At 66.5% G+C, this 23,407-nt stretch carries 25 protein-coding genes; 11 read left to right on the forward strand and 14 right to left on the reverse strand.

The features are described from left to right. Position 1: 1 nt before the first annotated feature. From OG716_RS07750 to OG716_RS07800, 11 genes are all read right to left on the reverse strand, one after another. A complete protein-coding gene (locus OG716_RS07750) occupies positions 2 to 1,066 on the reverse strand; it encodes a hemolysin family protein (protein WP_405136999.1) in 1,065 nt (354 codons plus the stop codon). After that, positions 1,059 to 2,435, reverse strand: a complete 1,377-nt coding sequence (locus OG716_RS07755) for a hemolysin family protein (RefSeq protein WP_405137000.1) — start codon at positions 2,433 to 2,435, stop codon at positions 1,059 to 1,061. The genes OG716_RS07750 and OG716_RS07755 overlap by 8 nt, the downstream gene beginning before the upstream one ends. A gap of 307 nt (positions 2,436 to 2,742) precedes the next feature. Further along, positions 2,743 to 4,179, reverse strand: coding sequence for a GuaB1 family IMP dehydrogenase-related protein (locus tag OG716_RS07760; protein WP_405137001.1), 1,437 nt, complete (start codon positions 4,177 to 4,179; stop codon positions 2,743 to 2,745). A gap of 200 nt (positions 4,180 to 4,379) precedes the next feature. Beyond that, positions 4,380 to 4,763, reverse strand: coding sequence for a hypothetical protein (locus tag OG716_RS07765; RefSeq protein ID WP_405137002.1), 384 nt, complete (start codon positions 4,761 to 4,763; stop codon positions 4,380 to 4,382). 207 nt (positions 4,764 to 4,970) lie between these two features. Continuing rightward, entirely contained in the window at positions 4,971 to 5,591 is a 621-nt protein-coding gene (locus tag OG716_RS07770) for a hypothetical protein (RefSeq protein ID WP_405139577.1), read from the reverse strand. Positions 5,592 to 5,703: 112 nt separating this feature from the next. Continuing rightward, a complete protein-coding gene (locus OG716_RS07775) occupies positions 5,704 to 7,194 on the reverse strand; it encodes a DEAD/DEAH box helicase (protein ID WP_405137003.1) in 1,491 nt (496 codons plus the stop codon). A 58-nt stretch (positions 7,195 to 7,252) separates the two neighbouring features. Further along, entirely contained in the window at positions 7,253 to 8,194 is a 942-nt protein-coding gene (locus OG716_RS07780; RefSeq protein WP_405137004.1) for a M48 family metalloprotease, read from the reverse strand. A gap of 42 nt (positions 8,195 to 8,236) precedes the next feature. After that, the gene (locus tag OG716_RS07785) at positions 8,237 to 8,638 is read right to left on the reverse strand and encodes a BlaI/MecI/CopY family transcriptional regulator (protein WP_327139996.1); all 402 of its coding nucleotides are present in this window, start codon (positions 8,636 to 8,638) and stop codon (positions 8,237 to 8,239) included. Positions 8,639 to 8,715: 77 nt separating this feature from the next. Continuing rightward, positions 8,716 to 9,558 carry an ABC transporter ATP-binding protein gene (locus OG716_RS07790; RefSeq protein WP_405139579.1) on the reverse strand — a complete coding sequence of 281 codons (843 nt, stop codon included), beginning with the start codon at positions 9,556 to 9,558 and terminating at the stop codon, positions 8,716 to 8,718. A gap of 41 nt (positions 9,559 to 9,599) precedes the next feature. Beyond that, positions 9,600 to 10,724 (reverse strand): FecCD family ABC transporter permease, encoded by a 1,125-nt coding sequence (locus tag OG716_RS07795; RefSeq protein ID WP_405137005.1) that lies wholly within the window; start codon positions 10,722 to 10,724, stop codon positions 9,600 to 9,602. Further along, positions 10,721 to 11,758 carry a FecCD family ABC transporter permease gene (locus tag OG716_RS07800; RefSeq protein WP_405137006.1) on the reverse strand — a complete coding sequence of 346 codons (1,038 nt, stop codon included), beginning with the start codon at positions 11,756 to 11,758 and terminating at the stop codon, positions 10,721 to 10,723. Before OG716_RS07800 ends, OG716_RS07795 begins: the two co-directional genes overlap by 4 nt. A gap of 113 nt (positions 11,759 to 11,871) precedes the next feature. Here OG716_RS07800 and OG716_RS07805 point away from each other — a divergent pair, with 113 nt between their 5' ends. From OG716_RS07805 to OG716_RS07835, 7 genes are all read left to right on the forward strand, one after another. Further along, positions 11,872 to 12,579, forward strand: coding sequence for a hypothetical protein (locus tag OG716_RS07805; RefSeq protein ID WP_405137007.1), 708 nt, complete (start codon positions 11,872 to 11,874; stop codon positions 12,577 to 12,579). Between the two features lie 81 nt (positions 12,580 to 12,660). Beyond that, positions 12,661 to 13,707 carry an ABC transporter ATP-binding protein gene (locus OG716_RS07810; protein ID WP_405137008.1) on the forward strand — a complete coding sequence of 349 codons (1,047 nt, stop codon included), beginning with the start codon at positions 12,661 to 12,663 and terminating at the stop codon, positions 13,705 to 13,707. A 37-nt stretch (positions 13,708 to 13,744) separates the two neighbouring features. Further along, entirely contained in the window at positions 13,745 to 14,791 is a 1,047-nt protein-coding gene (locus OG716_RS07815; protein ID WP_327139991.1) for an extracellular solute-binding protein, read from the forward strand. A 2-nt stretch (positions 14,792 to 14,793) separates the two neighbouring features. Beyond that, entirely contained in the window at positions 14,794 to 16,521 is a 1,728-nt protein-coding gene (locus OG716_RS07820) for an ABC transporter permease (RefSeq protein ID WP_405137009.1), read from the forward strand. Further along, positions 16,518 to 17,444, forward strand: a complete 927-nt coding sequence (locus OG716_RS07825) for an exonuclease SbcCD subunit D (protein WP_405137010.1) — start codon at positions 16,518 to 16,520, stop codon at positions 17,442 to 17,444. Before OG716_RS07820 ends, OG716_RS07825 begins: the two co-directional genes overlap by 4 nt. Positions 17,445 to 17,471: 27 nt before the next feature. Continuing rightward, entirely contained in the window at positions 17,472 to 18,020 is a 549-nt protein-coding gene (locus tag OG716_RS07830) for a hypothetical protein (protein WP_405137011.1), read from the forward strand. A gap of 72 nt (positions 18,021 to 18,092) precedes the next feature. Then, a complete protein-coding gene (locus OG716_RS07835; RefSeq protein WP_405137012.1) occupies positions 18,093 to 18,365 on the forward strand; it encodes a YciI family protein in 273 nt (90 codons plus the stop codon). Positions 18,366 to 18,576: 211 nt separating this feature from the next. Here the strand turns inward: OG716_RS07835 and OG716_RS07840 are convergent, their stop codons facing one another. Genes OG716_RS07840 through OG716_RS07850 form a run of 3 tightly spaced genes read right to left on the reverse strand, consistent with a single transcriptional unit; the run spans position 18,577 to position 20,232 of the window. Further along, a complete protein-coding gene (locus OG716_RS07840) occupies positions 18,577 to 19,398 on the reverse strand; it encodes a helix-turn-helix domain-containing protein (protein WP_405137013.1) in 822 nt (273 codons plus the stop codon). Continuing rightward, positions 19,395 to 19,916: a DUF6879 family protein gene (locus tag OG716_RS07845; RefSeq protein WP_405137014.1), complete on the reverse strand. Its 522-nt coding sequence runs from the start codon at positions 19,914 to 19,916 to the stop codon at positions 19,395 to 19,397. The genes OG716_RS07840 and OG716_RS07845 overlap by 4 nt, the downstream gene beginning before the upstream one ends. Beyond that, positions 19,897 to 20,232 carry a hypothetical protein gene (locus tag OG716_RS07850; RefSeq protein WP_405137015.1) on the reverse strand — a complete coding sequence of 112 codons (336 nt, stop codon included), beginning with the start codon at positions 20,230 to 20,232 and terminating at the stop codon, positions 19,897 to 19,899. Before OG716_RS07850 ends, OG716_RS07845 begins: the two co-directional genes overlap by 20 nt. A gap of 212 nt (positions 20,233 to 20,444) precedes the next feature. On the opposite strand from OG716_RS07850, the gene OG716_RS07855 reads away from it, so the two are divergent. The 4 genes from OG716_RS07855 to OG716_RS07870 all read left to right on the forward strand — a co-directional run bounded on the left by OG716_RS07855 (position 20,445) and on the right by OG716_RS07870 (position 23,401). Beyond that, positions 20,445 to 20,957: a hypothetical protein gene (locus OG716_RS07855; RefSeq protein ID WP_405137016.1), complete on the forward strand. Its 513-nt coding sequence runs from the start codon at positions 20,445 to 20,447 to the stop codon at positions 20,955 to 20,957. An 88-nt stretch (positions 20,958 to 21,045) separates the two neighbouring features. Next, complete coding sequence (locus OG716_RS07860; RefSeq protein ID WP_405137017.1) at positions 21,046 to 21,489, forward strand: PaaI family thioesterase; 444 nt, start codon at positions 21,046 to 21,048, stop codon at positions 21,487 to 21,489. A gap of 158 nt (positions 21,490 to 21,647) precedes the next feature. Continuing rightward, positions 21,648 to 23,042 (forward strand): ATP-binding protein, encoded by a 1,395-nt coding sequence (locus OG716_RS07865; RefSeq protein WP_405139581.1) that lies wholly within the window; start codon positions 21,648 to 21,650, stop codon positions 23,040 to 23,042. Between the two features lie 56 nt (positions 23,043 to 23,098). Further along, positions 23,099 to 23,401, forward strand: a complete 303-nt coding sequence (locus tag OG716_RS07870) for an urease subunit gamma (RefSeq protein ID WP_355122079.1) — start codon at positions 23,099 to 23,101, stop codon at positions 23,399 to 23,401. Positions 23,402 to 23,407: the final 6 nt, after the last annotated feature.

A 23,407-nucleotide genomic window follows, 5' to 3' on the forward strand; every position in this document is an offset into this window, starting at 1 on the left:
ATCACTCCGCGACTCGGTGGGTGCCGTCGCGCACGGTGCCGACGAACTCCTCCACCAGATCCTCCAGGGCGACAATGCCGACGGTATTGCCGCGACTGTCCACCACCCGTCCCAGATGGGAGTTGGTGCGGCGCAAGCGGGCCAGGGCCTCGAAGAGGGTGGCGCCGGTGCTGACCGTGGGCAGTGGGCGGATATCGGTGCGGGGGATGGGCGTGGACGGCCCCGCATCGTCATCGGCCACCAGGTCCAGCACATCCTTGACGTGCAGGTAGCCGACCAGGGAACCGTCCCCGGCCCGCACCGGATACCGCGAGAAACCCGTTTCGGCGACCGCGTTCTCGATATCGCCGAGGGTGGTGCCGTCACCGCGCAGCGGCACCGAGCGGGTCTTCGCCAGTGCCACCATCACATCGGCGACAATGCTGTCGCTGGAGCCCAGTGCCTGGGTGAGGCGGCGGTGCTCCTCCTCGTCCAGCAGGCCCTCGGACCGGGATTCGCCGAACATCTCGGCGAGCTCCACCGACGAAACAGTGGAATCCAGTTCATCTTTGGGCTCGATGCGCAGCGCCCGCAGCGACAGGTTCGCCGCCAGGTTGTAGATCGCGATGAGCGGCCTGGCCAGGCGCAACCACGCCAGATGGATCGGAACCAGCAGCAGCGCACAGCGTTCCGGTCCGGCCAGCGCGATATTCTTCGGGATCATCTCACCGAGCAGGATGTGCAGGATGACCACGATGGTCAGTGCCAGCGCGAACGAAATCGGATGCAGCAGTTGATCGGGCACCCCGACCAGATCGAACGGGCCCTGCAGCAGATGCGCCACGGCTGGCTCACCGACCCGGCCCAGCAGGATCGAGCAGATGGTGATGCCCAGCTGCGCCGCCGCCAGCATCATCGACAGGTTCTGCCCCGCCTCGATGACCGTATTGGCGCTGCGCTTACCCTGTGCCGCAAGGGCTTCCAGGCGATCGCGGCGGGCGGAGATCAGGGCGAATTCCGCGCCGACGAAGAACGCATTGCCCAGCAGCAGCACCAGGGTGAGCAGGACCGCGGTGATATCAGCCATGGTTGCGCTCCCACTCCGCCAGGCCCTCGGCGTCGACGGGGCGCAGCAGCACCCGGTCGATGCGCCGGCCGTCCATACGTTCGATCTTGGCGATCCAGCCGCCGCTGGTAGGCGTTTCCATGGTGTGCTGATTGCCGGGTTGCGGCAGCAGCACTTCGTCCCCGGTGACGGGGATGCGGCCGAGGCGGGTCAGCACCAGGCCGCCGAGCGTTTCGTATTCGCCCTCGGGCGCGTCGTATCCGGTGGTGCGGGAGACCTCGTCGATGCGCAGCAGTCCGGAGCAGTTCCAGTCGTTGCCGGTGCGGCGCACATCGAGTTCTTCCTCATCGTGCTCATCGCGGACGTCGCCGAGAATCTCCTCGATGATGTCCTCCATGGTGACAATGCCCGCGGTGCCGCCGTATTCGTCGACCACGAGCGCCACCTGCATACCGTCGGCGCGCACCCGCTCGAGCACCTCGTCGCCGTCCAGGCTGGCGGGGACTATCGGCACCGGCTGGGCGATATCTTTGAGCTTGATGACGCGCCGATCCTTGGCCAGGTGCATGAACGCCTGTTTGACGTGAACCACGCCGAGGGTGTTGTCGAGATCGCCGTCGATGACCGGGAAACGCGAAAAGCCGGTGCGGCTGGCGGTTTCGATGAGGTCGGCGATGGTGTCGTCCTGATCGAGGGATTCGATCTTCACCCGCGGGGTCATGAGCTCCTCCGCGCTGCGCTCACCGAATTGCAGTGAGCGATCCACCACCTGCGCGGTGCGCTGATCGAGCACACCGTGCAGCGCGGAAGTGCGCACCAGCGAACCCAATTCCTGCGGTGACCGGGCCGAACGCAGCTCCTGGGCCGGTTCGACACCGAGCCGCCGGACCGCCCAGTTGGCGGTGCCGTTCAGGAAATTGATCATCCAGCGGAAGGCCGTCGAGAACCACATCATGGGTCCGGCGGTCCAGCGCGCGGTGGCCAGCGGTGAGGCGATGGCGATGTTCTTCGGCACCAGCTCGCCGTAGATCATCGAGAACGAGGTCGCGATGATCAGGGCCAGCGCCAGCGAAATGCCGTGCGAGGTACCGATATCCACGCCGAACGCGTTGAAGACGGGCTCCAGCAGCCGCGCCAGCACCGGTTCGGCGATATAACCGGTGATCAGCGTGGTGATGGTGATGCCCAGCTGCGCCCCGGAAAGTTGGAACGAGAGCGTGCGGTGCGCTTGACGCACCTGCCGGGCCCGGCGGTCGCCCTCGCGGGCGTGCGCCTCCACGGTGCTGCGTTCCAGGGCGGTGAGGGAGAATTCCGCGGCGACGAATAGTGCCGTGCCTGCGGTCAATGCGACAAAACCGAGCAGACTGAGAACGGTGATCAGGGCCGACACGGTCAGCACCACCCGGCCGTCTGAAGATCTTGGGGTGAGATCACTGGGGCTGGGGCAACGATGGCGCCGGGTTTGTCACCCGGCTCGGTAGAGGAGCCCTCCTGAGTGGCGCCCTCGGACGCGGGTGACAACTGGTTCCTTTCGCATGGGGTGGGCCGTGAAACGGGTCGTCACGGTCCGGCGTCGATAATGCTACCGGCTGGTGGCGCGGGTTTCCGCGCGACCGCGCCGGACACAGCCGAACCCGGCGGGTTCCACGAGGGTTCCCGCCGGGTTCGGCTGCGGAGATCTACCGGTCGATGAGCGCTTACCAGCCCGACGGCAGCGGGCGGCCCTCGGCGAAACCGGCGGCGGACTGCACGCCCAGCACGGCTTTGTCGTGGAACTCACCGATGCTGCGCGCACCCGCGTAGGTGCAGGAGCTGCGCACGCCGGAGGTGATGTAGTCGAGCAGGTCCTCGACACCCGGGCGCTCCGGGTCCAGGCGCATGCGCGAGGAGGAGATGCCCTCCTCGAACAGCGCCTTGCGGGCCCGGTCGAAGGCGGAGTCGGCGGCGGTGCGGGCGGCGACGGCGCGCTTGGAGGCCATCCCGAAGCTCTCCTTGTAGCGGTTGCCGTCCCGGTCGATGCGCATATCGCCGGGCGACTCGTAGGTGCCCGCGAACCAGGAGCCGATCATGACGTTCGAGGCGCCGGCCGCGAGCGCCAGCGCCACATCGCGCGGGTGCCGGACGCCACCGTCGGCCCAGACGTGCTTGCCGAATTCCGCGGCGGCAGCGGCACATTCGGCCACGGCGGAGAACTGCGGGCGGCCCACGCCGGTCATCATGCGGGTGGTGCACATGGCGCCGGGGCCCACACCGACCTTGATGATGTCCGCGCCGGCCTCGATCAGATCGCGGGTGCCCGCGGCCGAGACCACATTGCCCGCGACCAGCGGCACACCCAGATCCAGTGCGGCCACCGCGCGCAGCGCCTCCAGCATCTTCTGCTGGTGGCCGTGCGCGGTATCCATGACCAGCACATCCGCGCCGGCATCGACAAGAGCCTTGGCCTTGGACGGGATATCGCCGTTGATGCCGACCGCGGCCGCGATGCGCAGCTGGCCCTGGGCATCGACGGCGGGCTGGTAGATGCCCGCGCGAATGGTGCCGGTGCGGGTCATGACGCCCGCGAGGGTGCCGTCGGCGTTCACCAGCACGGCAAGACCGGAGCGGCTGCCCTCGAGCAGGCCGAAGACCTCACGCGGGGAGGCGTCGGCCGGCGCGCTCACAAAATTGGTGTCGGCGACGGTGCTCAGGCGAGCGAAACGGTCCACATCGCTGCACGCGGCCTCGGTGACCACGCCGACGGGCTTGCCGTTCTCGACGATCACGACCGCGCCGTGCGCACGCTTGTGGATCAGTGCGAGCGCATCGGAGACCGACTGCTCCGGATCCAGCGTGACCGGAGTGTCCGCGGTCAGCGACCGGCTCTTCACGAAGGTGATGGTGTCGGCGGCGGCCTGGATCGGAAGATCCTGCGGCAGCACCACGATGCCGCCGCGGCGCGCCACCGTCTCGGCCATGCGGCGGCCGGCGACAGCGGTCATATTCGCGACCACGAGCGGGATGGTGGTCCCGGTCCCGTCACTGCTGGACAGGTCGACATCGAAGCGCGACGCCACATCCGTCCGGTTGGGGACGAGGAAGACATCGTCGTAAGTCAGGTCGTAGGGCGGGTTCTGCCCGGGAAGAAACTGCACGTTCGTAGCCGCCTCATGGTTTTGACGTGGGGTTTTCGTGTTATCCATGCTTCGGTGGCAGGTATATGGCACGAATCACCCGAAGGTTATCCGGTGAGGTGGACACCCTTCGTGCGTTTACCTGATGTCACGCATGCAGCGACCCAGTGTAGTCGGCCCGCTCGGGAACAGTCGGAGCGTGGGCTCCTTGCCGCCGCGGATCAGCCGCCGGCCGGAATGAACAGCGCCTCGAACGGCGGCGCGCCGACCGCCACGGTGGTGTGACCTGCGCCCTCGGTATCGGTGACGAACAATAGATCGCCCGGCCCGAATCTGCGCTCCTCACCGTCCGAGGTGGTCACCGCAAGCACCCCGCGCAGTAGCACCACCCATTGCCGCGCCGGCGCCGGGTGCGGCGCGCTGTCGAACCCCGCGCTGCGGAGGAAGGACACTCCAGCGGCCGACGGCATCCCGCCTACCGACATGGCGGGCACACCTGCCGCGAGAGTCTTTTCGGCCAGCGCGATTTCGGCCTCGACGAAGTGGGAGCCGCCCTCGACCGTGCTGTCGACGCGGGTGTAGTGCAGAGTCTGCTCGTCATTCACGAGGACGACTGTGCGGGATCCGGCCAGGGGGTGCGATTCCCTCTGGGGAATAGCCAGTGGCGCAAACCGGGTGGGCGGCATTGTGCCGACTGGATTGCCAGCTGTTTGCTCCAATGGATCGGCGGCAGCTGGCAATTGGCGTGTCGGTGTTGAAATCAGGTGTGTTGATGGCGATTCGCGCGGTGCCGGGCGCGTCGGGTAATCGGTTCAGAGTGAGCCGTTTTCGATGTCTCGCTTGAGGGCGGCCTGGTAGGTGCGGTGCGAGGACGCGCCGTTGTCGGCGGTGAATTGGATCAGCGCGGCGTCGGCGAGGAAGGTGATGTGCTCGTTCACCGTGGTGGTGCCGTCGCCGTTGTCGGTGAAGGTGATCAGCTGGTGGGTGGTGACATTCGGGATATCCCAGCTGTCCGATTCGTAGTAGTGCTGCGCCGCGTGGACGCGCTGTTCGGCCTGGGTGTGGCCGGGGAAGGTGATGGGGCCCATCGGAATATCGTCCAGCGCGGTGAAATCCGAGACCTGGACGCCGCCGTCATCACAGGTGCGATGGGTGATCAGCTCCCGCATGAACGGATGGCGGCCGAGATCGTTGTTGAGATTCGAATACACATCCCACACCTTCTGGAATGGGGCGGCGATGGTGATCGGCAGATCCACCACCGCCGAGGAGCGGGAATCGGGTTGCCCCTGCTCGGCTTGATAGACCGCCCAGCTGGCCTGCCACTCCGCCTTGTAACCGTTGTCGTATTCGATGCAGGACGGCGCGATATCCGCGTGCGCCACAGGCAATCCCACACTTGTGCACGCGACGGCCAGTGCACACCCCATCATGAACTTCACGCGGCGGACTTTACCCGGCGGCGAATGCACCGGCAGCGCGAAGGGTTGCCGGTCGGAGTGCCTGTCCGGCGGGTATTTCGATGCGGCAGTGCGGGTTCGACGGTCAGCGGCCCTTGCGGGTGGTATTGGTCTTGCGCTTCTTGGAGTGCTGACGACCGCCGGTGCGGGGATCGATGCGGTGGCGGGGGCGTTCGGGAGGTGAATCGGTCGCGGCCGCAGCGGCTTTGGCGGTCGCCGCGATGGTGGCCGGATCGGCGAGGGCGTGGCCGGAGGGGCGGCGGGCGCCGGTGATCTCGGCGAGGCGGCGGTCCGCGGGGCGGACTTCCACATCGGTGACGGAAACGCCTGCGCGGCGGGCCAGATCGGCCGCTTCCTGCCGGTCGTCCGGGCTGACGATGGTGACGACCGTGCCGGAGGCGCCGGCGCGCGCGGTACGGCCGGTGCGGTGCAGGTAGTCCTTCGGATCGGCCGGGGGATCGACGTGTACGACCAGTGAGACATCGTCCACATGGATGCCGCGGGCGGCGATATCGGTGGCGACCAGCACCGGCCAGGTGCCGTCCGCGAAGGCCGCGAGGGTGCGGGTGCGCTGGTTCTGGCCCTGGCCGCCGTGCAGTGCGGCGGCCGCGATGCCGGCCTCACGCAGTTTGCGGGCGAGCTTGTCCGCACCGTGCTGGGTGCGCACGAACAGCAGGGTCCGGCCCTTGCGCGCGGCGATTTCCGTGACCACCGGCCGCTTTTCGATGCGCCGCACATGCAGCGCGTAGTGCGCGATATCGGGAAGTTCGGTCTCGGTCTCCGCGACAGCGGAATTCGAGGGTGCGGGCGCATTGGGCTGTGCGACGACCGCATGACTGACGGGGGAGCGCAGGTAGCGCTGCACCAGGGCATCGATGGCCTCGTCCAGCGTCGCCGAGAACAGCAGCTTCTGCGCCTCACCGGGAACACGATTGAGCACTGCCGTCAGCTGCGGCAGGAAGCCGAGGTCGGCCATATGGTCGGCCTCGTCGACGGTGACGATCTGGACATCCGAAAGATTCACGGCGCGACGGCCGATCAGATCGGTCAGGCGCCCGGGCGTGGCGATGAGCAGATCGACGCCGCGACCCAGCTTCTCGTCCTGCGTCTTGATGGCCAGACCACCCACCGCCGAGGCGAGCCGCAGCCCGAGCGATAGCGACGGCTCATCGAGCGCGGTCTCGATCTGCAGGGCCAGCTCCCGCGTCGGCACCAGGATCAGCCCGCGCGGCCGCCGCGGTGCGGTCGGCGCCCCCGAGAGCCGCACCAGCATGGGCAGGCCGAATGCGAGGGTCTTGCCGGAACCCGTTGCGGCCCGGCCCAATACGTCGTGACCAGCCAGAATATCCGGAATAACGGCAGCCTGGATGGGGAACGGGGTGTCGATGCCGTTGCGCCGCAACGCCTGCACCAGCAGCGGTGGCAACCCGAGATCGGCAAAGCGCCGAGCGCCGGCCGCCGAGGAGGCGAAGCGCGGGGCCGCGCCCACTGGTGCGTCCACCGCAGGTGCGTCGGCGTTCGGGGCCGGGACCACCGGTGCGTCCGCTGCGGGTGCGTCGGAGTTCGGTGCTGCCATAGGGGATTCAGCGATGTCCGGCGTCTCGGACGACGAATCGGGAGTGGTGCTGCGCGGCTCAGGCACGGTTCAGCAACCGGGTGAGCTCCTGCAACCACGGAATAGCCACGGCCATCGTAGGCACCACGAGAATGGCGGCGGCGGCCAGATAGGCGACCGCGGCAATGCGCACATCACCCATCGGCCCGGCCAGCCGCTGGATGCGGATCAGCGTGGTCGGCCCGCCCACCGCCATCGCGCCCTGCGGCGCAGGCGAATTGGAGCAGGCCACCAGCGCACGCGCCAGCGGGGTCGGCCCGGTGACCTTCACGGCGGAGTCGTCGGCCAGCAATTCGATCAGCAATTTCACCGAATCCAGGGCGGATTTGGAGCGCACCACCCGCGGGAACGCCTCGTGTGCCGCGGTGAACGCCTCCAGCACCAGGTCGTGGCGGGCTCGCAGATGCGAACGCTCATGGCTGACGATTGCGGTCAACTCCTCATGGGAAAGATTGGTCACCGTGCCCTGACTGAGCACGACGCGGCGCCGAATGCCGGGCAGGCAGTAGGCGATCGGTTCGGTGGCGGCGAGCACCCGGATATCGGCGGAATTGCGCGCCACCCCGCTCTGATCGAGCAGATCGACCAGCATGCGATGGCGGGCCCGCCGGCGACGGGTGTGTATTCCGACGCGCACCACCGAGAAAATGAGGCGCGCGCCGACGAGCAGGGTGAGCGCGAAGACCGTGACCAGGGCCAGCCACAGCGGCAGGCCGAGCGCGGCGATCTCCTTGCTCGGCGTGGTGGTGGGCCGGCCGTGGGCTCCGGGCACCAGCAGTCGGCTGGCGATGGCGAGTCCGGAGCCGAAGGCGCTCAATACCGCGGCCAGGGCGATGGCCTGCCAGAGCACCAGCGCCGCACGGGGACTGCGATAGGGCCAGGTCGCTCGGCTGAGCAGCGCTGGAACCGGTCCCGCCAGCAACAAGGCGAGACCGGCGAAAACCGGCGCTGTTACGTCCATTCCTCAGCTCACTGCGTTGTGGGGCCTGGGCCGAGGCTGAAGCTACAGGGAGTCTTTCGGCTCCTTGCGTGCCGCCTCGGTGGCTTCGAGCTTAGCGAGTGCGTCGCGCAGCGCGGCAGCCTCGTCGGCTCCGACCTGTTCCACGAAGTGCACCAGCGCCGCTCGACGGCTCCCGACTTCATCCGCCTGCTGCAGTGCGTCGAACATCAGACTGGCGACGAGTTCGTCGCGCGTATGCACCGGGGCGTACCGGTGGGCGCGATCATCACGCTGCTGGAGGACGAGATTCTTCTTCGCGAGACGCTGCAGAACGGTCATCACCGTGGTGTACGCGAGCTCGCGGCGCTGAGCGAGGGCCTCGTGCACCTGCCGCACCGTTTGGGGTTCATCGGCCGACCACAACTGGTCCATGACCGCTTTCTCGAGTTCACCAAGACCTGCCATCCCACAAGTTTACGGAGACAACGACACGAATGCGTACTACAAGTCGTCGTAACCGGTCGGTAGCTGTGTGGTATTGGTCATAGCTGGGCCGGGGAAACGGCATCCTGGCCGTCGGCGCCGTGCACATGCCTTGTGCCGATCGGCACAATCAGCGGCCGGCCGGAAACCGGATCCTCGAGCACTTCGGCGCGCAGACCGAACACCTGCTGCAACAATTCGGCGGAGATGATGTCGCCGGGCCTGCCCTGCGCGACGATGCGGCCCGCGCACATGACGATGAGCTCATCGCTGTAGCGGATCGCCAGATTCAGATCGTGCAGCACCATCACGACCGTGCGGCCGAAATCGGCGTGCAGGCGGTCGACCAGATCCAGCACCTCGAGCGAATGCGCCAGATCCAGATAGGTGGTCGGCTCGTCCAGCAGCAGAAGATCGGTGCCCTGCGCGAGCGCCATGGAAATCCAGGCGCGCTGCCGCTGCCCGCCGGAGAGCTCGTCCAGCGTGCGATCCGCCAGATCGGCGATACCGGTCTGCTCCAGCGCGCGGATCACCTCCGATTCGTCATCGGCCGACCACTGTCGCAACCAGGACTGGTGCGGATGACGGCCGCGCGCAACAAGATCGGCGACGGTGAGGCCCTCGGGGGCGATCGGGGTCTGCGGCAGCATGCCGACGATGCGCGCGATATCGCGGGTCTTCATGGACGAAATGGCCTTGCCGTCCAACAGGATCCGGCCCTCGCGCGGTTTCAGCAGTCGCCCCAGCGAGCGCAGCAGGGTGGACTTGCCGCAACCGTTGGGGCCGATGACGGTGGTGATCACACCTGGTGCGATATCCAGCGACAGTCCGTCGACAATGACGCGGTCGCCGTATCCGAGGGTGATGCCGGACGCTTCCAGCCGGTGCCCAGGGGCCGGAATCCGGTGATCCGCAGCGAGTGTCACGGTCTTGTTTTCCGTTGTCACAGCGTCGCCTTCCGATTGGTGCGCACTAGCAGGTAGAGCAGGAACGGGCCGCCGATGCCCGCGGTGATCACACCAACCGGCACATCGATGGGAAATATGGTGCGGGAGATCAGATCCGCGCCCACCACGGCGATCGCGCCGACAAGGGTGGAGGCGATGATCGGTTCCCCTGGAGTGCGCAGCAGGCGGCGCGCGATCTGCGGCGCGGCCAGGCCGACGAAGCCGAGCGGTCCGGCCGCGGCGGTGGCCAGGGCGGCGGCGATGACGGCGGCGGCGAGCAGAATCGCCTGCTGCGTCTGGATTCTCACACCCAGGACCCGGGTGATATCGGTGCCGAACCGCAGCGCGGCGAGCGTCCGGGCCGATACCGCGGCTACCGCCAGCGTGAGGGCAAGACCGATGGCGGCGGGCACCAGGGTAGACCAATCCGAACGGTCCAGCGATCCGGTGAGCCACAGCTGTGCGTGGGCCGCATCGCTGAGCGTGGCACGGGTGAGCTGCCAGCTCACCACCGACAGCAGTGCGGCATTCACGCCGATGCCGATGAGTACCAGGCGAAATCCCATCACTCCGCTGTCCCCGGTGGTGGTGCGTCCCCAGGCCAGCAGATAGATGACGATGGCCGTCAGCAGCCCGCCCGCCAGCGCGGCGGCCGGAACGCCCAGTGCCGCGGCCACTCCGGTCGCGCTGCCGCCGGTGCCGACCATGACCGCGACGGCGCCGCAACTGGCGCCCGTGGTGATACCGAGAATGTCCGGGCTGGCCAGTGGATTGTGCAGGATCGACTGGGTGATCGCACCGGCCAGGCCGAGCGCCGCGCCGACGACGACCGCGGTGAGTGCCCGGGGGAGTCGCGAATCCATGATGACGAATCGCTGGGCGCGCGAACCACCGCCGGTGAGCACATCCAGTACCCGGCCCAGCGGAATCTGGAAATCGCCGGTGGCGATATCGAGTGCGAACAGGGCCAGCAGTACGGCGATAAGCACCGCGATGATGAGCAGCGCACTGATACGGAGCACCGTCGAGAAGCCGTGCACGCGCAGTGCCGGTCGTACCGCGCGCAGAGTGCGTGCGGGCGGGTCGGGTGTGACCGTCGGCGGGGGCGTCGGAACAGTCACAGGCTCACCAGCTTTCGGCGGCGTACCAGCAGAATGAAGAAGGGGGCGCCGAGTGCGGCCAGGGTGAAACCGGCCTGCAGTTCACCGGGGCGGGCGATCAATCGGCCGGTGGTGTCGGCCAGCAGCAGGACGATCGCTCCGAGCAGTCCCGAATAGGGGACCAGCCAGCGGTAATCCGGGCCGGTAATGCTGCGGGCCAGATGCGGGACGATCAGGCCGAGGAACGCGATCGGCCCGACCGCGGCCGTGGCCCCGCCCGCGAGCAGCACGACCGAGGCCAGGCCGAGTGCCCGGCTGCGCCCGAGGTTCACCCCGAGCCCGCGTGCCACATCGTCGCCGAGCCCGAGCAGATTCAGGCCCGGAGCGGCGATGAGCGCCAGTGCCGCACCGATAACAAGGAACGGGAGGACCTGCCGGAACACCGAGGCATCGTGCCCGGCGACATCGCCGACCACCCAGTACCGGTAGCTGTTGAGCGCTGTTTGATCGAGCAGTACAACCACATTCGTCATGGCTTGCAGGAAGGCGGTCACGGCCGCGCCCGCCAGTACCAGGCTCAGCGGGCTGGCCTTACCGCCGCCGATGGCCGACACGCCGAACACGACCGCTCCCGCGATCAATGCGCCGGTGAAGGCGAACCAAATGAACTGCGCCGGAGCGGTGAGCGCGAAGAGATGGATGCTGAGCACGGCCAGAAAAGCTGCGCCGGCATTGATTCCGAGTAATCCCGCGTCAGCCAACGGATTTCGGGTATAGCCCTGAATGAGAGCCCCCGCCATCCCCAGTGCCAGACCGGTGATGAGCGCGAGTCCGGTTCGTGGTAACCGCAATTCGCGCACGATCTGTCCGGCAGTTCCGTCGGCGGGGCATGACAGCGGTAACCCCGCCGGACAGGTGAGTGCGTCGAATACAGCACCGAGTGGCAGTGAACGCGATCCCAGAGCGATGCTCGCGATCACGGCACACACCAGTAGCGCGGCGAGCAGGACCAGTCCGGTCAGACGTCGCCGTCTGGTGGTGGCTACGGCGGGCACGGTGACGAACCACTCCTGTTGTGTTGATTGCTCTCGTTAGCTTGGTAAGCCTAACCTACCTTTTACCTCGTTGCGTACCCACTGGCCTGATTTTCGATGAATGAGGAGGTTCGATGCTCGAACCCGTAACCGTGTGCACGCCTCGCGATTCCCGGATCGCCTTCGTCCGGGCCAGCGCCCGCCTGCGCGGCCTGCAACCGGAGCACCCGCGCGTCTATGCCGTCGCCGTCATGGCTGAGCAGGGCAAACGGCGCTGGTGGCGATTGGCCGATGGAATTCGTGAGGGCCGCATCGAACTGATGTACCGCCGGCACGTCGCCGAGATGGCCCATGCCGAGATCGCCGCCGAAGTGGTGGCGACCGCGCTCATCCACGCGGTGGTCGGCCGCGTGATGGCCATGCTGGTCTCCGAGGGCCGGGCCTGGGATCCGGGCCTGGAGAATCTGTGGATCCACACCGACAACGACGGCGGGATCGACTGGGCGGGCCTGGTGGACACCACTATTCGCGTGGTGGACGGCGATCGCCTGATCGGCCGGCCGGGTGTGGTCGCGCTGCCGTGCGAACAGGCGCTGTACGTATGGCTCGCGCATCGCTGCGAACCGGGGCTGGCGCTGGTGCAGGAGGCGATGGCGCGCTGCGCCGGGCTGGGTGTGCGGCGCTTCTGGTCGCTGGTCGCGGAGTCCATTGTCGGTGCGGCGACCTATGTCCCGGCGCTGGCGGGCACGTCCTCGTCGGAGGGCGCACAACGTGGCCAGGCCATGCTGGCGGCGCTGGAGGACCGCGGTCTGCCGGTGCGCCGGACATGCTTCGTCCGATAACCGGCCGGTGACCGCAGAAGTCACTCACAATTCACTCGACCCGCCCCATCGAGACAGAATCACTGCTTACCGTCACCGCCTATGTCGGCAGCGGACCATATCGGAGCACGGGTTGTGGTGGAGGGACTGTCCCGCACCTACGGTGACGGGACTGGGCTGCAGCCGACCGATCTGGTGATCGAGCCCGGTGAATTCCTGTCCGTCCTCGGCCCGTCCGGCTGCGGCAAGTCCACCCTGCTGCGGCTGCTGGCCGGGCTGGACGAGCCGCAGCGGGGGCGGATCCGATTCGGTGAACAGACGGTGTGCGATACCGCGTCGGGGGTGTTCGTTCCCCCGCGGGCGCGGCGGCTGGGCATGGTGTTCCAGGATCTGGCGCTGTGGCCGCATCTGACGGCCGCCGCCAATGTCGGTTTCCCCTTGCGGGTTTCGGGCGTCGCGCGCACCGAGATCGAGGAGCGGGTCGCGGACGCACTGGCGCGGGTCGATCTCACCGGTGCGGCGGGCAAGATGCCGCACCAGCTTTCGGGTGGTCAGCAGCAGCGGGTGGCCATCGCGCGCGCCCTGGTGGCGCGGCCCGCGCTGCTGCTGCTCGATGAGCCGCTGTCCGCACTCGATGCCGCACTGCGCGAGCAGCTGCGCGCCGAAATCCGTTCGCTGACCACGGAGTTGGGGGCGACGACGGTATTCGTCACCCACGATCAGGCCGAGGCGATGAGTATGTCCGATCGCATCGTGGTGATGCGGTCCGGTCGTATTCTGCAGGTCGGGCGGCCCGAGGAGCTCTACCGCGGGCCCGCCGATACGTTCGTGGCCGGATTCGTCGGGACCTTCAATCCGCTGCCGAGCGGGGGAGGCGTGCGCGCCGAGCGCGTGCGAGTGCTCGCGGACGGCAACGGGACCGGGTCGGCGAATGGTGTTCTCGCGCATCGCGATGGCACTCCCGCGGAGGCGCTCACGGTGCCCGCGACCGTTCGCTCGGCCGTATTCATCGGCGGCAACTACCACCTGCACTGTGAGGTCGCCGGAGTCGACCGGCCCTGGATCGTCCCGCATCCCGCCGCGCACGCGCCGGGCACCGAGGTGCGCCTGACGCTGGACGCCGCCGATGTCATCACCCCGGCCTCCTGAGCTTTCGCTGTACCGCTTTTCGAAAGGAATCATCCCGATGTCTCTGTCTCGCCGCGCCTTTGCCGCGGCCGTCCTCGCCTCGGCCCTCGTGGTCGCCGGGTGTGGTTCGGCCGACGACTCCGCTCCGGCTGTCAAGCCCGCGGCGACGTGGACCGCTCCGGCCGGGCTGTCCGGGGATCTGACCCTGTACTCGGCCAATCCGCAGGAGCTCACCGACGATCTGGTGGCCGCGTTCACCAAGGCGTCCGGGGTGAAGGTGAAGACCTTCGGCGGCGAAACCGGCAAGATTACCGCGAAACTCGATGCGGAATGGCAGAACCCGCAGGCCGATGTGGTGTACCTGGCCTCCTGGACGCCGGTCGCGAAGTACGCCGCCGACGGTAAGGCGCTGGTCTACAGCCCGCAGGACGCGGACAAGATCCAGCCCGGCTGGGCCGATAAGGGCAATGCGTTCACCGGCCGTGACGGTTCGGCGCTGACCATCGTCGTGAACACCAAGGCCGCTCCCGGAACGCCGAAGGACTGGTCCGATCTCACCGCGCCCGAATACAAGGGCAAGGTGATCATGCCGGATCCGCGCGAATCCGGTACCGCCGCAGACCTGGTCACCGCCATGACCATCGCCTGGGGCAAGGACAAGACCTGGGAGCTGTTCGACAAGCTCTTCGCCAACGGCATGGTGGTGCACGGCGCCAATGGCCCGGCGCTCGACGATGTGACCGCGGGCTCGCACGCGGTGGTGCTCGGCGGCGTCGACTATTCCGCCTACGCGGCCATCGACAAGGGTGAACCGCTGCAGGTGGTTTCGCCGGCCTCCGGTACCACCATCACGCCGCGACCGGTGTTCATCGTCAAGGATTCCAAGAACCCGGCCGCCGCTAAAGCGTTGGTGGACTTCATGTTCTCCCCGCAGGGGCAGGCGATCTCCGCGGCCCGCAAGATGATTCCCGCGCGCACCGATGTGCCCGCTGCCGCCGGTACGCGTTCCTACGCCGACGTCAAGCAGCTGAACTTCACCTGGGATCAGGCCAAGGCCAGTGGTAAGGATGTGCTCGCGGAGTTCACCAAGCGGTACCTCGGCTGATTGTGACCACTGATATCGACTCCGGCGGAACCGATCTCGGCTCCGCCGGAACGAAGACCCGATTCCGTTCCGGTGCAAGGGTTTACGCCCTGCTGGCGCTGCTGCTCGTGGCGGTCGCGGCGCCGCTGATCGCCATGCTGATCCGGGCCGTCACCGGGTACAACGGCGACCCGTCGGCGCTGGGGCAGCTGCTGCAACCGGCGAACCTGCGGATCGTCGGCAATACGGTGCTGCTGGGCGTGCTGGTGGTTGTCATCTCGACCGCCATGGCCGCGCCGCTGGCGTTTCTCATGTCGTGGACTCGGCTGCGGCGGCATCGCTGGATCGATATCGCGGTCATGGTGCCGTTCCTGACGCCGCCGTACGTGGCGGCCATGGCGTGGCTGGATTTCACGCGCATCAACGGGTTGGGGGAGCGGTGGCTCGGAACGTCCGGCGGCGCTCTGGTGCGGTCGGTGGTGGAGTCGCCGGTCGGCATGGCCGCGATCATGTCGTGCGAGATCTTCACGTTCCTGTATCTGCTGCTGCGTAATCGCCTCGATGCGGTGCCGGCCTCGCTCGACGAGATGGCCGCGGTGGCGGGGGCATCGGCCTGGCAGCGGTTCCGGCTGGTGCTCGCACCATTGCTCAGCCCCACCTACGCGCTCGGCGCGTTGATCGTATTCATTCGGGCCGCAGGGGAATTCGGTACTCCCGTCACGCTCGGGAACCGGATCGGGTTCCCGGTCCTGGTGTCGGAGATCTACGGCAATGTCACCATCGACCCGCTGAATTTTCCTCGGGCCGCGGCGTTTTCGACCGTGTTGCTCACCATGGGCATGACGGTCTGGGGTCTGCAGCAGTGGATGAGCCGGCGGGAAGTGCCGTTCGGCGGCCGGGTGGCGCGACGCACCCGGGTCGACACCGGCTGGTGGACGGTGCCCGGCTGGGTCTGGATCGGGCTGGTGCTGCTGATATCGGTGCTGGTGCCCTACATTTCGATCATCCTCGGTGCGATGACCGTGCTGCGGTCCAAGCAGCCGTCGATGGACAACCTCACCTTCGACTATTTCGCGCGGGTGCTGCGACCGGGACGCGGGCTGGATGCCCTGCAGAACAGCATCACCCTGGCGCTGATCGCCGCCACAGTGGCGACGGTGCTGGCGGTGGCGTGCGCCATGGTCATCGCCCGGCGTCGGGTCGCCGAAACGCGAGCTCGGACCACAGCGCGGCGTGGCATCGATCTGCTCGGCATCGCCCCCGATACCGTGCCGACCATCGTGCTGGTGATCGGCTTCATCTTCCTGTGGAATGCGCCCTGGCTGCCGTTCACGCCGTACAACACTCGCGCCATGGTGGTGCTCGCCTATGTCGTCATCACCTTGCCGGTGGTGCTGCAGAACGTGAAGGTGGCCTACGCGGCCGTCGACGACAAGTTCCTCGAGGCCGCCGCGACCTCCGGCGCCACCGCGTGGCAGACCCTGTGGCGCATTACGATTCCGCTGCTCATGCCCGGCATCGTGGCGGGCTGGCTGCTGGCATTTCTGCTCGGGGTGCGCGAGGTCGTCGCCTCCTCCATGGTGCGGCCCGCTTCGCTGCAGCTGCTGTCGCCGTGGATTCTCGGCCAGTTCGATCAGGGTCACCGCGCCGAGGCCATGGCCATGACCGTGATCGGCGTCCTCGGTTCCACCGTGGTGCTGGTCGTCCTGGAGTGGTGGCGAAACCGTATGAGTGAGAAGCGATCCCGATGATCCGGCTGGCGCACCTGGCCGATCTGCACCTGGGTGCGCGGCTGCGCGCGGTGCCCGAGTACCCGGGCTGCCCGCCGATCGACCCGGTGCAGATCGCGTACGACGCCTTCGACGCGCTACTGCGTCATATCCTCGACGGCCGCTATGACGGTGTGCTCATCGCGGGCGACCTCTTCGACCGTCACGAGGCGACCCGGCGCGCCTCGGATGCGGCGAACGCGGCGTTGGCGGATTTACACGACGCGGGCATCCCGGTGGCCCTCATCTGGGGCAATCACGACGCCGAATCTTCACTGCCCGAACAGCTTCGCCTGCCGCCGAGCTGCTGGGTGGCGCCGATCGAGGCGCCGGGCACGCACTACTGGCCGGACAGCGGGATCGTGGTGCACGGCCAGTCCATCGGTGACCCCGACGAATTGCGCGACCTCGCCGCCGATTACCCGGAACCCGCCGATGGCTGGACCAATATCGGACTGCTGCACACCAGCCTGACCGGAGGTGACAGCCGTCGTCCCTGCGCGCCGACAAAACTGACGACGCTGACCGGCAGCGGCTACGACTACTGGGCCTTGGGCCACGTCCACCGGCGACTCCAGCTCACCGACAACCCGACGGTGGCGTACGCCGGAAATCCCTACCCGGCCCGAAAGACCGAATACGGCCCACGCGGATTCCTCGAGTTCCGCCCTGCGGAGCCCGCCACGGCAGTTCCGATCGACACCACTCCCGTAGTCCGCGAAATCCTCACCGCCGACACCGAATCCGACATCTGGAAACGATTCGCCGACTACCTCCCGAACAACCGCACCACCATCTGGACGCTTTCCGGTCCGCCCGAACTTCTCGATTCCGCCCGGGAAGCCGCCCGTCACTACCCCGGATTCGCCGTCGCGGACGGCCGAGCGAAGAACATGCCCGGATAGGTCCCCGATCGTCGGTACTGTGCGGATATGGGTTCGCCTGCCGCTCGTAGTCTGATCATCACCAGCCACCCGATCGTGGACGCCGTTCTGGACCGCTACCGCCCGCAACTGGGCGACGAATACGACGCCTACCGCAACCACGTCCTGCGCGGGTTCAACTACCAACTGCGACTCCTGGGCGTCGACTCGCTCCCCGACTCGGCCGCCCTCGCCTGGGCGATCCACGACCTGGGCGTCTGGACAGCGAAAACAATGGACTACCTCGAGCCCTCGGCAGCCCTGGCAGACGAGTTCGTCGAGAAGTTCGGTATCGCCGACCCCGACCTCGTGCACCGAATGGTCATGGACCACCACCGCATTCGCCCAGTACAGGAAGACCGCCTCGTCGAAACCTTCCGCATCGCCGACCTCGTAGACGCCAGTCACGGCCTGCTCCGAAACCAAATCCCCCGCGCCACAGTGCATTCCGTCGTAGCCGAACTACCCTACGAACACTTCCATCGAATCGTGCTCACTGGCGTCATTCGTCATTCGCTGCGGCACCCACTCCATCCAGCGCCGATGATGCGCTGGTAGTCCCTGGCGCGCGGCCGCGCAGTACTGTCTGGAAGCTATCGCGGTCCCGGTGAGCCGAGAGGAAGCCAACCCATGAAAGCCGTCGTGTTCTACGAATCCGCAGACGATCTCGCCGAAAAGGCCCCCCAGCATTTCGCCGCGCACGTAGCCCGATACCAGCCCTACATCGACCGCGGCGACCTCGTCATGATCGGAACCTTCGCCGACCCCCAGGAAAACGGCTCCATGGCCATCTTCACCACCCGCGAGGCCGCCGAACAATTCGTAGCGAACGACCCTTTCGTCCTCCACGGCGTAGTCAAGAGCCACCGCATCCTGGACTGGAACGAGTCCCTCGCCAAGTAGCTCCGCCGCGAGCCTCGCCGCGAAGGGCTTGCCTTGTTAGGTAAGCCTGACCTACACTCAAAACCGGCGTTAGGACCGAGCGAGTGTTCCGGAGGGCTGCCGAGAACCCCCGGTCCATTGCCGCGGCGGGTTCCCCTATCAAGGGGAGCCCGCCGCTTCGTATTCCGAGGCGGCGTGCGAGTGCTGGCACTCTGCCACCGCAACGCGAGGTCTATCGGCGCTTGTCCAGCGCCGCTCGGATCAGCTCGCGGGCTGCTTCTCCCTTGACAGCCTGCCGAACCAAGATCTGAAACGCCCTCTCGTACAGGGACACCTCGCGCGGCTGGGTGATCGTGAGCCCGGCTGTGACGGTCTCCACGTGGACCTGCCGAACGTCGTACATCAGGAAGTTGGTTACCGGGACTCGGAAACGCGCTGTGCGCGGAATGATCCCGAGGGCGACCCGAGACGAACGGACCTGAGCCGCAAGGTATTCGAGTTGGCCAACCATGATCTCATCCGACCCAACTGTCGTGTACAGCGCTTGCTCCGCGATCAAGAAATGAAATCGTCTCGCGCCTTTGCGCAGAACCTGCTGACGCTCTATCCGCGTTGCTACGGCGGCGGCGAGATCATCGGGACCGCCCACGAACTGGATACATTCTCGGAGCACCTCGGTTGCATAGTCCTGCGTCTGCAGCAGGCCGGGGATCAGGTCGGGATCGTATCCGCGGATCAGCTTGGATTCGGTCTCTACCTGCGCTGTCTTCTTCTGGATGCGGTGGGACTGTATCCGCTTCCACTCGATCCAAGCCGCTTCGACGTTCCGTACGGACGCGATCAGATCGGCAAGATGTGACGGTGCGTGGGTCAGCGCACACCATGTGTGGATGTCTTGCTCGGTCGGGGTCTGTTTGCCGTGTTCGTAGCGGGAGACCTTCGAGTTGTCCCAGCCTGCTAGCTTCGCCAGTTCCAGGCCCGTCAGGCCGTCCTGTTTTCGAAGTTCCCGGAGCCGCGCGCCGAGTGTTTCTCGTGCTTGCTGGACGCTGCTCACTGCTTGATTCGGTACTCCGCGTGAGGTGTCGCCAGGCTCCACACGCGATTACGGACACTGCGGCAGTATTCGCTGATTCTCGGGTCTTTGGTGACTGCGAACCCTCCCAGGGTTTCGTCTGGCCTGAATGCCGTGAAAGCCACTGTGTCGTCGTCGAACAGCCACCAATCATCTGCGGTCAACTCGTCAGGATCGATCACATGGCGTGGGAGCCAGCGGATTTCCTCGCCCGAGTCGATGTTGCTTGCGGTTGTGGCGTACAAGAATCGCGTGTAGTCGGTGTGCGGTTCGGTGACCACTCGGACCCGCTGCACTGCCCTCCCAGATTCCGTGACCTCACGAACGAGGTCGTCCCAGTGCCGCCACTCTGGGTCATATTCGAACTCGCCGGATTCGAGAAACCTCGCCAGCGCTTCGGCTTCGTCCGCAACCGTGTAGCTGTCCTGGACCTCCAGATGAAAAGCCCGCCGGCATCGCCTGAACAGCTGTTCTTGTTCGTCAGCAGTGAGTAGATACATCGTCCGGGCGAATTTCCTTTCCGATCGGTACTTCGATAGTGCGTTCCCCGGTCGGCGGATTGATCCGCGCCAGCGCGGCTGGATCGGTCACCGGCTCACCGGTCAGGACGAACGTCCCGTGTCCGGTATCCCGGAGCAGCGTACCGAGACAGGTCCCCTGTTCGAGGTAGGTCAGCAGGCGATGCGGAATCTCGATGTGTCGGGAATCCCGTTCCAGGACTTCCCAACCCAACACGACGTACGTGTCTCGGTCCGAGGCGAACAGGGTGGGACTGCCGTTGTTACGAGTGTCAGTTCCGAGCAAGCGCAAAAGCATGATGGAACCTCACGATCGGAGTGTGTGAAAACTCGTATCTGAGCTTGACTCCGGTTCCCAGGTCAGGTCAACGCTTCCTTCCAGATTGCTGCAAACATCTACAAAGCGCTGGTCATGGTAATGAGTCTGTCCATACCGTTAAAGCCAGGCGTTTGGGCCGGTGCGGTCGTCTTGGTCGCGAGCGGCCTCACCAGCGGACAACAGGGGCGGTCATGACTGACGAAGTGGAGCGCGCGCGACTGTTCAGGTTCCCCGGTGGGGTGCTCGAACTCCGAAGCGTCGCAGACGTAGGGGAGGACTGTGCCGGGTTCTACCTCGAATTCCGTGGACAGGACGGACATGATGAAGGGGCCGTAATGCGTTGGAAGCCAACATGTATCGGGTATTTGCGCACCGACGTATTCGGGGTGTCGCAGCTGTGGGACCAGACCCAAATCCGCAGGCTTGCCACGCGTCTCGGGTATGACTTCGCGGATATGGTGATCTACGACCCGAAGTTCGGTCGGCCACCGCTGGCGCGTTTGCGGGCGCAAGCTACGCGTTTGGATGCTGAGGCGGTCATAGTTCCTTCGCCGGAGCACTTCGAGGGTGGGGAGATTCCGAGGGCGCTGGTGCAGCAACTAGATGTCATCACCGTGGACCCTGAAGAGACTTTCGCGCGGCGCGAGACGTTGAGCAACTCAGCTGCGCTGCCGGACGCTCAGCAGTCGCGTTCCGCACCCTGAGATCTCCCCGGTCCATTGCCGCGGCGGGTTCCCCTACCAAGGGGAGCCCGCCGCTTCGTATTCCGGGACCGCATGCGAATGTGGATTCATGACCGAAGACTTCTCGTCGCTCAAGTCCATGGCTGATGTGACGCCCGAGCTGATGAACAAATTCAGTGAGGGCTTCTTCACCGATACGTTCGGGTTGAAGCTCACCGAGATGACCCCGGACCAGGTGACCGCGGAGTGGGTTGTCACGCCGCAGCAGTTCCAGCCGGCGGGCATTGTCAACGGCGGCGTGTACTGCACGGTCATCGAGACGCTGGCGAGCATCGCGGGCAGTGTGTGGCTCGGGGATCGCGGGCGGGTGGTCGGCGTCAACAACAACACCGACTTCCTGCGCGCGGTGCGCGACGGCGTGCTGCGCGGGGTGGCCACGCCGGTGCATCGTGGCCGATCGCAGCAGTTGTGGGTGGTGGTCATCACCGATGAGCAGGAGCGCACGGTGGCGCGCGGTCAGGTCCGGTTGCAGAACCTCAGTCCGCAGGGCTGATTCGGCCGCAGCTCTCAGTTGCTTCTCAGTCGCTGTGGGCAGCATGGAGGTATGCGCAATTCTGGTGCTCGCGGCATGCGCTCGTGAGTAGAACCGTCCCACGCCGTCCGGTGGTCGCCGGGCTCGGGAACGCACCGGAATCCGATCCGCTCCCGCCGATGCCGTCGGCCCGCTCGGTCTCGCTGCGCTGGCGGGTCATGCTGCTGGCCGCATCGGTGGTGACGGTCGCCGTGGCCTTCACCTCCATCGCCGCCTATGCGATGGTGGCGCGCTCGCTGTACGCGGATGTGGATTCGCAATTGCGGACGCGGGCCTCGGTCATGATCGCCAACAATGTCGACAGCATGAACTATCTGGAGGCGCTGACCCTCGGGAGCTTGTTCTCGAACGATATCGGTGTCGCACTGATCTATCCGGACAGCAAATCCGAGGGATATGTGATCGGGCAGGATGCCGCACCGCCGATCGGCAGCCAGGAGCTGGCGGTGGCACACGGGCATATCGCCTACTCGCTGCGCACCGTCGGCAATCAGCGGGTGCTCGCGGAGCGTACGCATTCGGGCTCCACGCTGGTGATCTCGCAGCGACTGCAGCCGACGCAGCGGGTACTGGATCGGCTGGCGTGGTTGCTGTTCGTGGTCGGCGGTTGCGGAGTCCTGCTCGCCGCTGCTGCGGGAACAGCGGTGGGCCGCACCGGATTGCGGCCTATTGCCCGGCTGACCGCGGCGACCGAGCGGGTGGCTCGCACCGATGACCTCACGCCGATCCCGGTGACCGGTGATGATGAACTCGCCAGGCTCACTGAGAGTTTCAACACGATGCTCCGTGCGCTCACCGAATCTCGGGAGCGGCAAAGGCGTTTGGTGGCCGATGCCGGCCATGAGCTGAAGACGCCGCTGACCTCACTGCGCACGAATATGGAACTGCTGATCGCCTCGTCGCGTCCGGGTGCCCCGAGCATTCCGGACGAGGACATGATCGAGTTGCGTTCGGATGTGATGGCGCAGATCGAGGAATTGTCCACGCTGGTGGGTGATCTGGTGGACCTCGCTCGCGAGGACGCCCCGGACACCGTCTACGAACAGGTCGACATCAGCGAAGCGGTGGACCGCGCCCTGGAACGCGTCCGCAGACGCCGGGCCGGAATCGACTTCAGCGTCGAACTGCGGCCGTGGCTGGCCTACGGGCACGAGGCCAGTCTCGAGCGCGCGATCATCAATGTCCTCGACAATGCGGCCAAGTGGAGCCCTGAGGGCGAACAGGTGCGAGTCGGCATGCGTGAGAACGACTCGGGCCTGATGGAGCTGATCGTCGACGACGCCGGCCCCGGCATCCCCGCCGCCGAGCGTGAACTGGTCTTCGAACGGTTCTATCGGGCGACGACCTCACGCTCGATGCCCGGTTCGGGTTTGGGGCTGGCGATCGTCAAGCAGGTCGTTATGAACCACGGCGGCACCATCGCGGTCGAGGCCTCCGACCGGGGCGGGACGGTGCTGCGCATTGTGCTCCCGGGCGAACGCGGCACGCCCGCGGTGCACGAAACATCGAGGTAATACGGCTCGTGCCAGAATGTGCGACGACCCGTCCGCAACCTCGGTGAGGAGCCCGAATGCGACTGTCGCCGCACGAGCAGGAACGCCTGCTCCTGAGTTATGCGGCCGAGCTGGCTCGGCGACGGCAGGGCCGCGGGCTCAAGCTGAATCACCCCGAGTCGATCGCGCTCATCGTCGATCACGTGCTCGAGGGCGCGCGCGACGGCCGGACCGTCGCCGAGCTCATGGCCTCCGGGCGGACCGTGCTCACGCGCGCCGACGTCATGGACGGCGTGCCGGAGATGATTCACGACGTCCAGGTCGAGGCCACGTTCCCGGACGGCACCAAGCTCGTCACCGTCCACAATCCGATCGGCTGATACACC

Origin of the sequence: Nocardia sp. NBC_01388 (assembly GCF_045040085.1) — a bacterium.
Taxonomy (GTDB): domain Bacteria; phylum Actinomycetota; class Actinomycetes; order Mycobacteriales; family Mycobacteriaceae; genus Nocardia.

Bases quoted from the DNA above. Each gene is read 5' to 3' on its own strand.
- OG716_RS07780 (WP_405137004.1), bottom strand. From the start codon at position 8,194: ATGGACGTAACAGCGCCGGTTTTCGCCGGTCTCGCCTTGTTGCTGGCG.
- OG716_RS07805 (WP_405137007.1), top strand. From the start codon at position 11,872: ATGCTCGAACCCGTAACCGTGTGCACGCCTCGCGATTCCCGGATCGCC.
- OG716_RS07815 (WP_327139991.1), top strand. From the start codon at position 13,745: ATGTCTCTGTCTCGCCGCGCCTTTGCCGCGGCCGTCCTCGCCTCGGCC.
- OG716_RS07830 (WP_405137011.1), top strand. From the start codon at position 17,472: ATGGGTTCGCCTGCCGCTCGTAGTCTGATCATCACCAGCCACCCGATC.
- OG716_RS07775 (WP_405137003.1), bottom strand. From the start codon at position 7,194: ATGGCAGCACCGAACTCCGACGCACCCGCAGCGGACGCACCGGTGGTC.
- OG716_RS07855 (WP_405137016.1), top strand. From the start codon at position 20,445: ATGACTGACGAAGTGGAGCGCGCGCGACTGTTCAGGTTCCCCGGTGGG.
- OG716_RS07850 (WP_405137015.1), bottom strand. From the start codon at position 20,232: ATGCTTTTGCGCTTGCTCGGAACTGACACTCGTAACAACGGCAGTCCC.
- OG716_RS07870 (WP_355122079.1), top strand. From the start codon at position 23,099: ATGCGACTGTCGCCGCACGAGCAGGAACGCCTGCTCCTGAGTTATGCG.
- OG716_RS07860 (WP_405137017.1), top strand. From the start codon at position 21,046: ATGACCGAAGACTTCTCGTCGCTCAAGTCCATGGCTGATGTGACGCCC.
- OG716_RS07865 (WP_405139581.1), top strand. From the start codon at position 21,648: ATGCCGTCGGCCCGCTCGGTCTCGCTGCGCTGGCGGGTCATGCTGCTG.
- OG716_RS07750 (WP_405136999.1), bottom strand. From the start codon at position 1,066: ATGGCTGATATCACCGCGGTCCTGCTCACCCTGGTGCTGCTGCTGGGC.
- OG716_RS07770 (WP_405139577.1), bottom strand. From the start codon at position 5,591: ATGATGGGGTGTGCACTGGCCGTCGCGTGCACAAGTGTGGGATTGCCT.
- OG716_RS07825 (WP_405137010.1), top strand. From the start codon at position 16,518: ATGATCCGGCTGGCGCACCTGGCCGATCTGCACCTGGGTGCGCGGCTG.
- OG716_RS07785 (WP_327139996.1), bottom strand. From the start codon at position 8,638: ATGGCAGGTCTTGGTGAACTCGAGAAAGCGGTCATGGACCAGTTGTGG.
- OG716_RS07845 (WP_405137014.1), bottom strand. From the start codon at position 19,916: ATGTATCTACTCACTGCTGACGAACAAGAACAGCTGTTCAGGCGATGC.
- OG716_RS07810 (WP_405137008.1), top strand. From the start codon at position 12,661: ATGTCGGCAGCGGACCATATCGGAGCACGGGTTGTGGTGGAGGGACTG.
- OG716_RS07835 (WP_405137012.1), top strand. From the start codon at position 18,093: ATGAAAGCCGTCGTGTTCTACGAATCCGCAGACGATCTCGCCGAAAAG.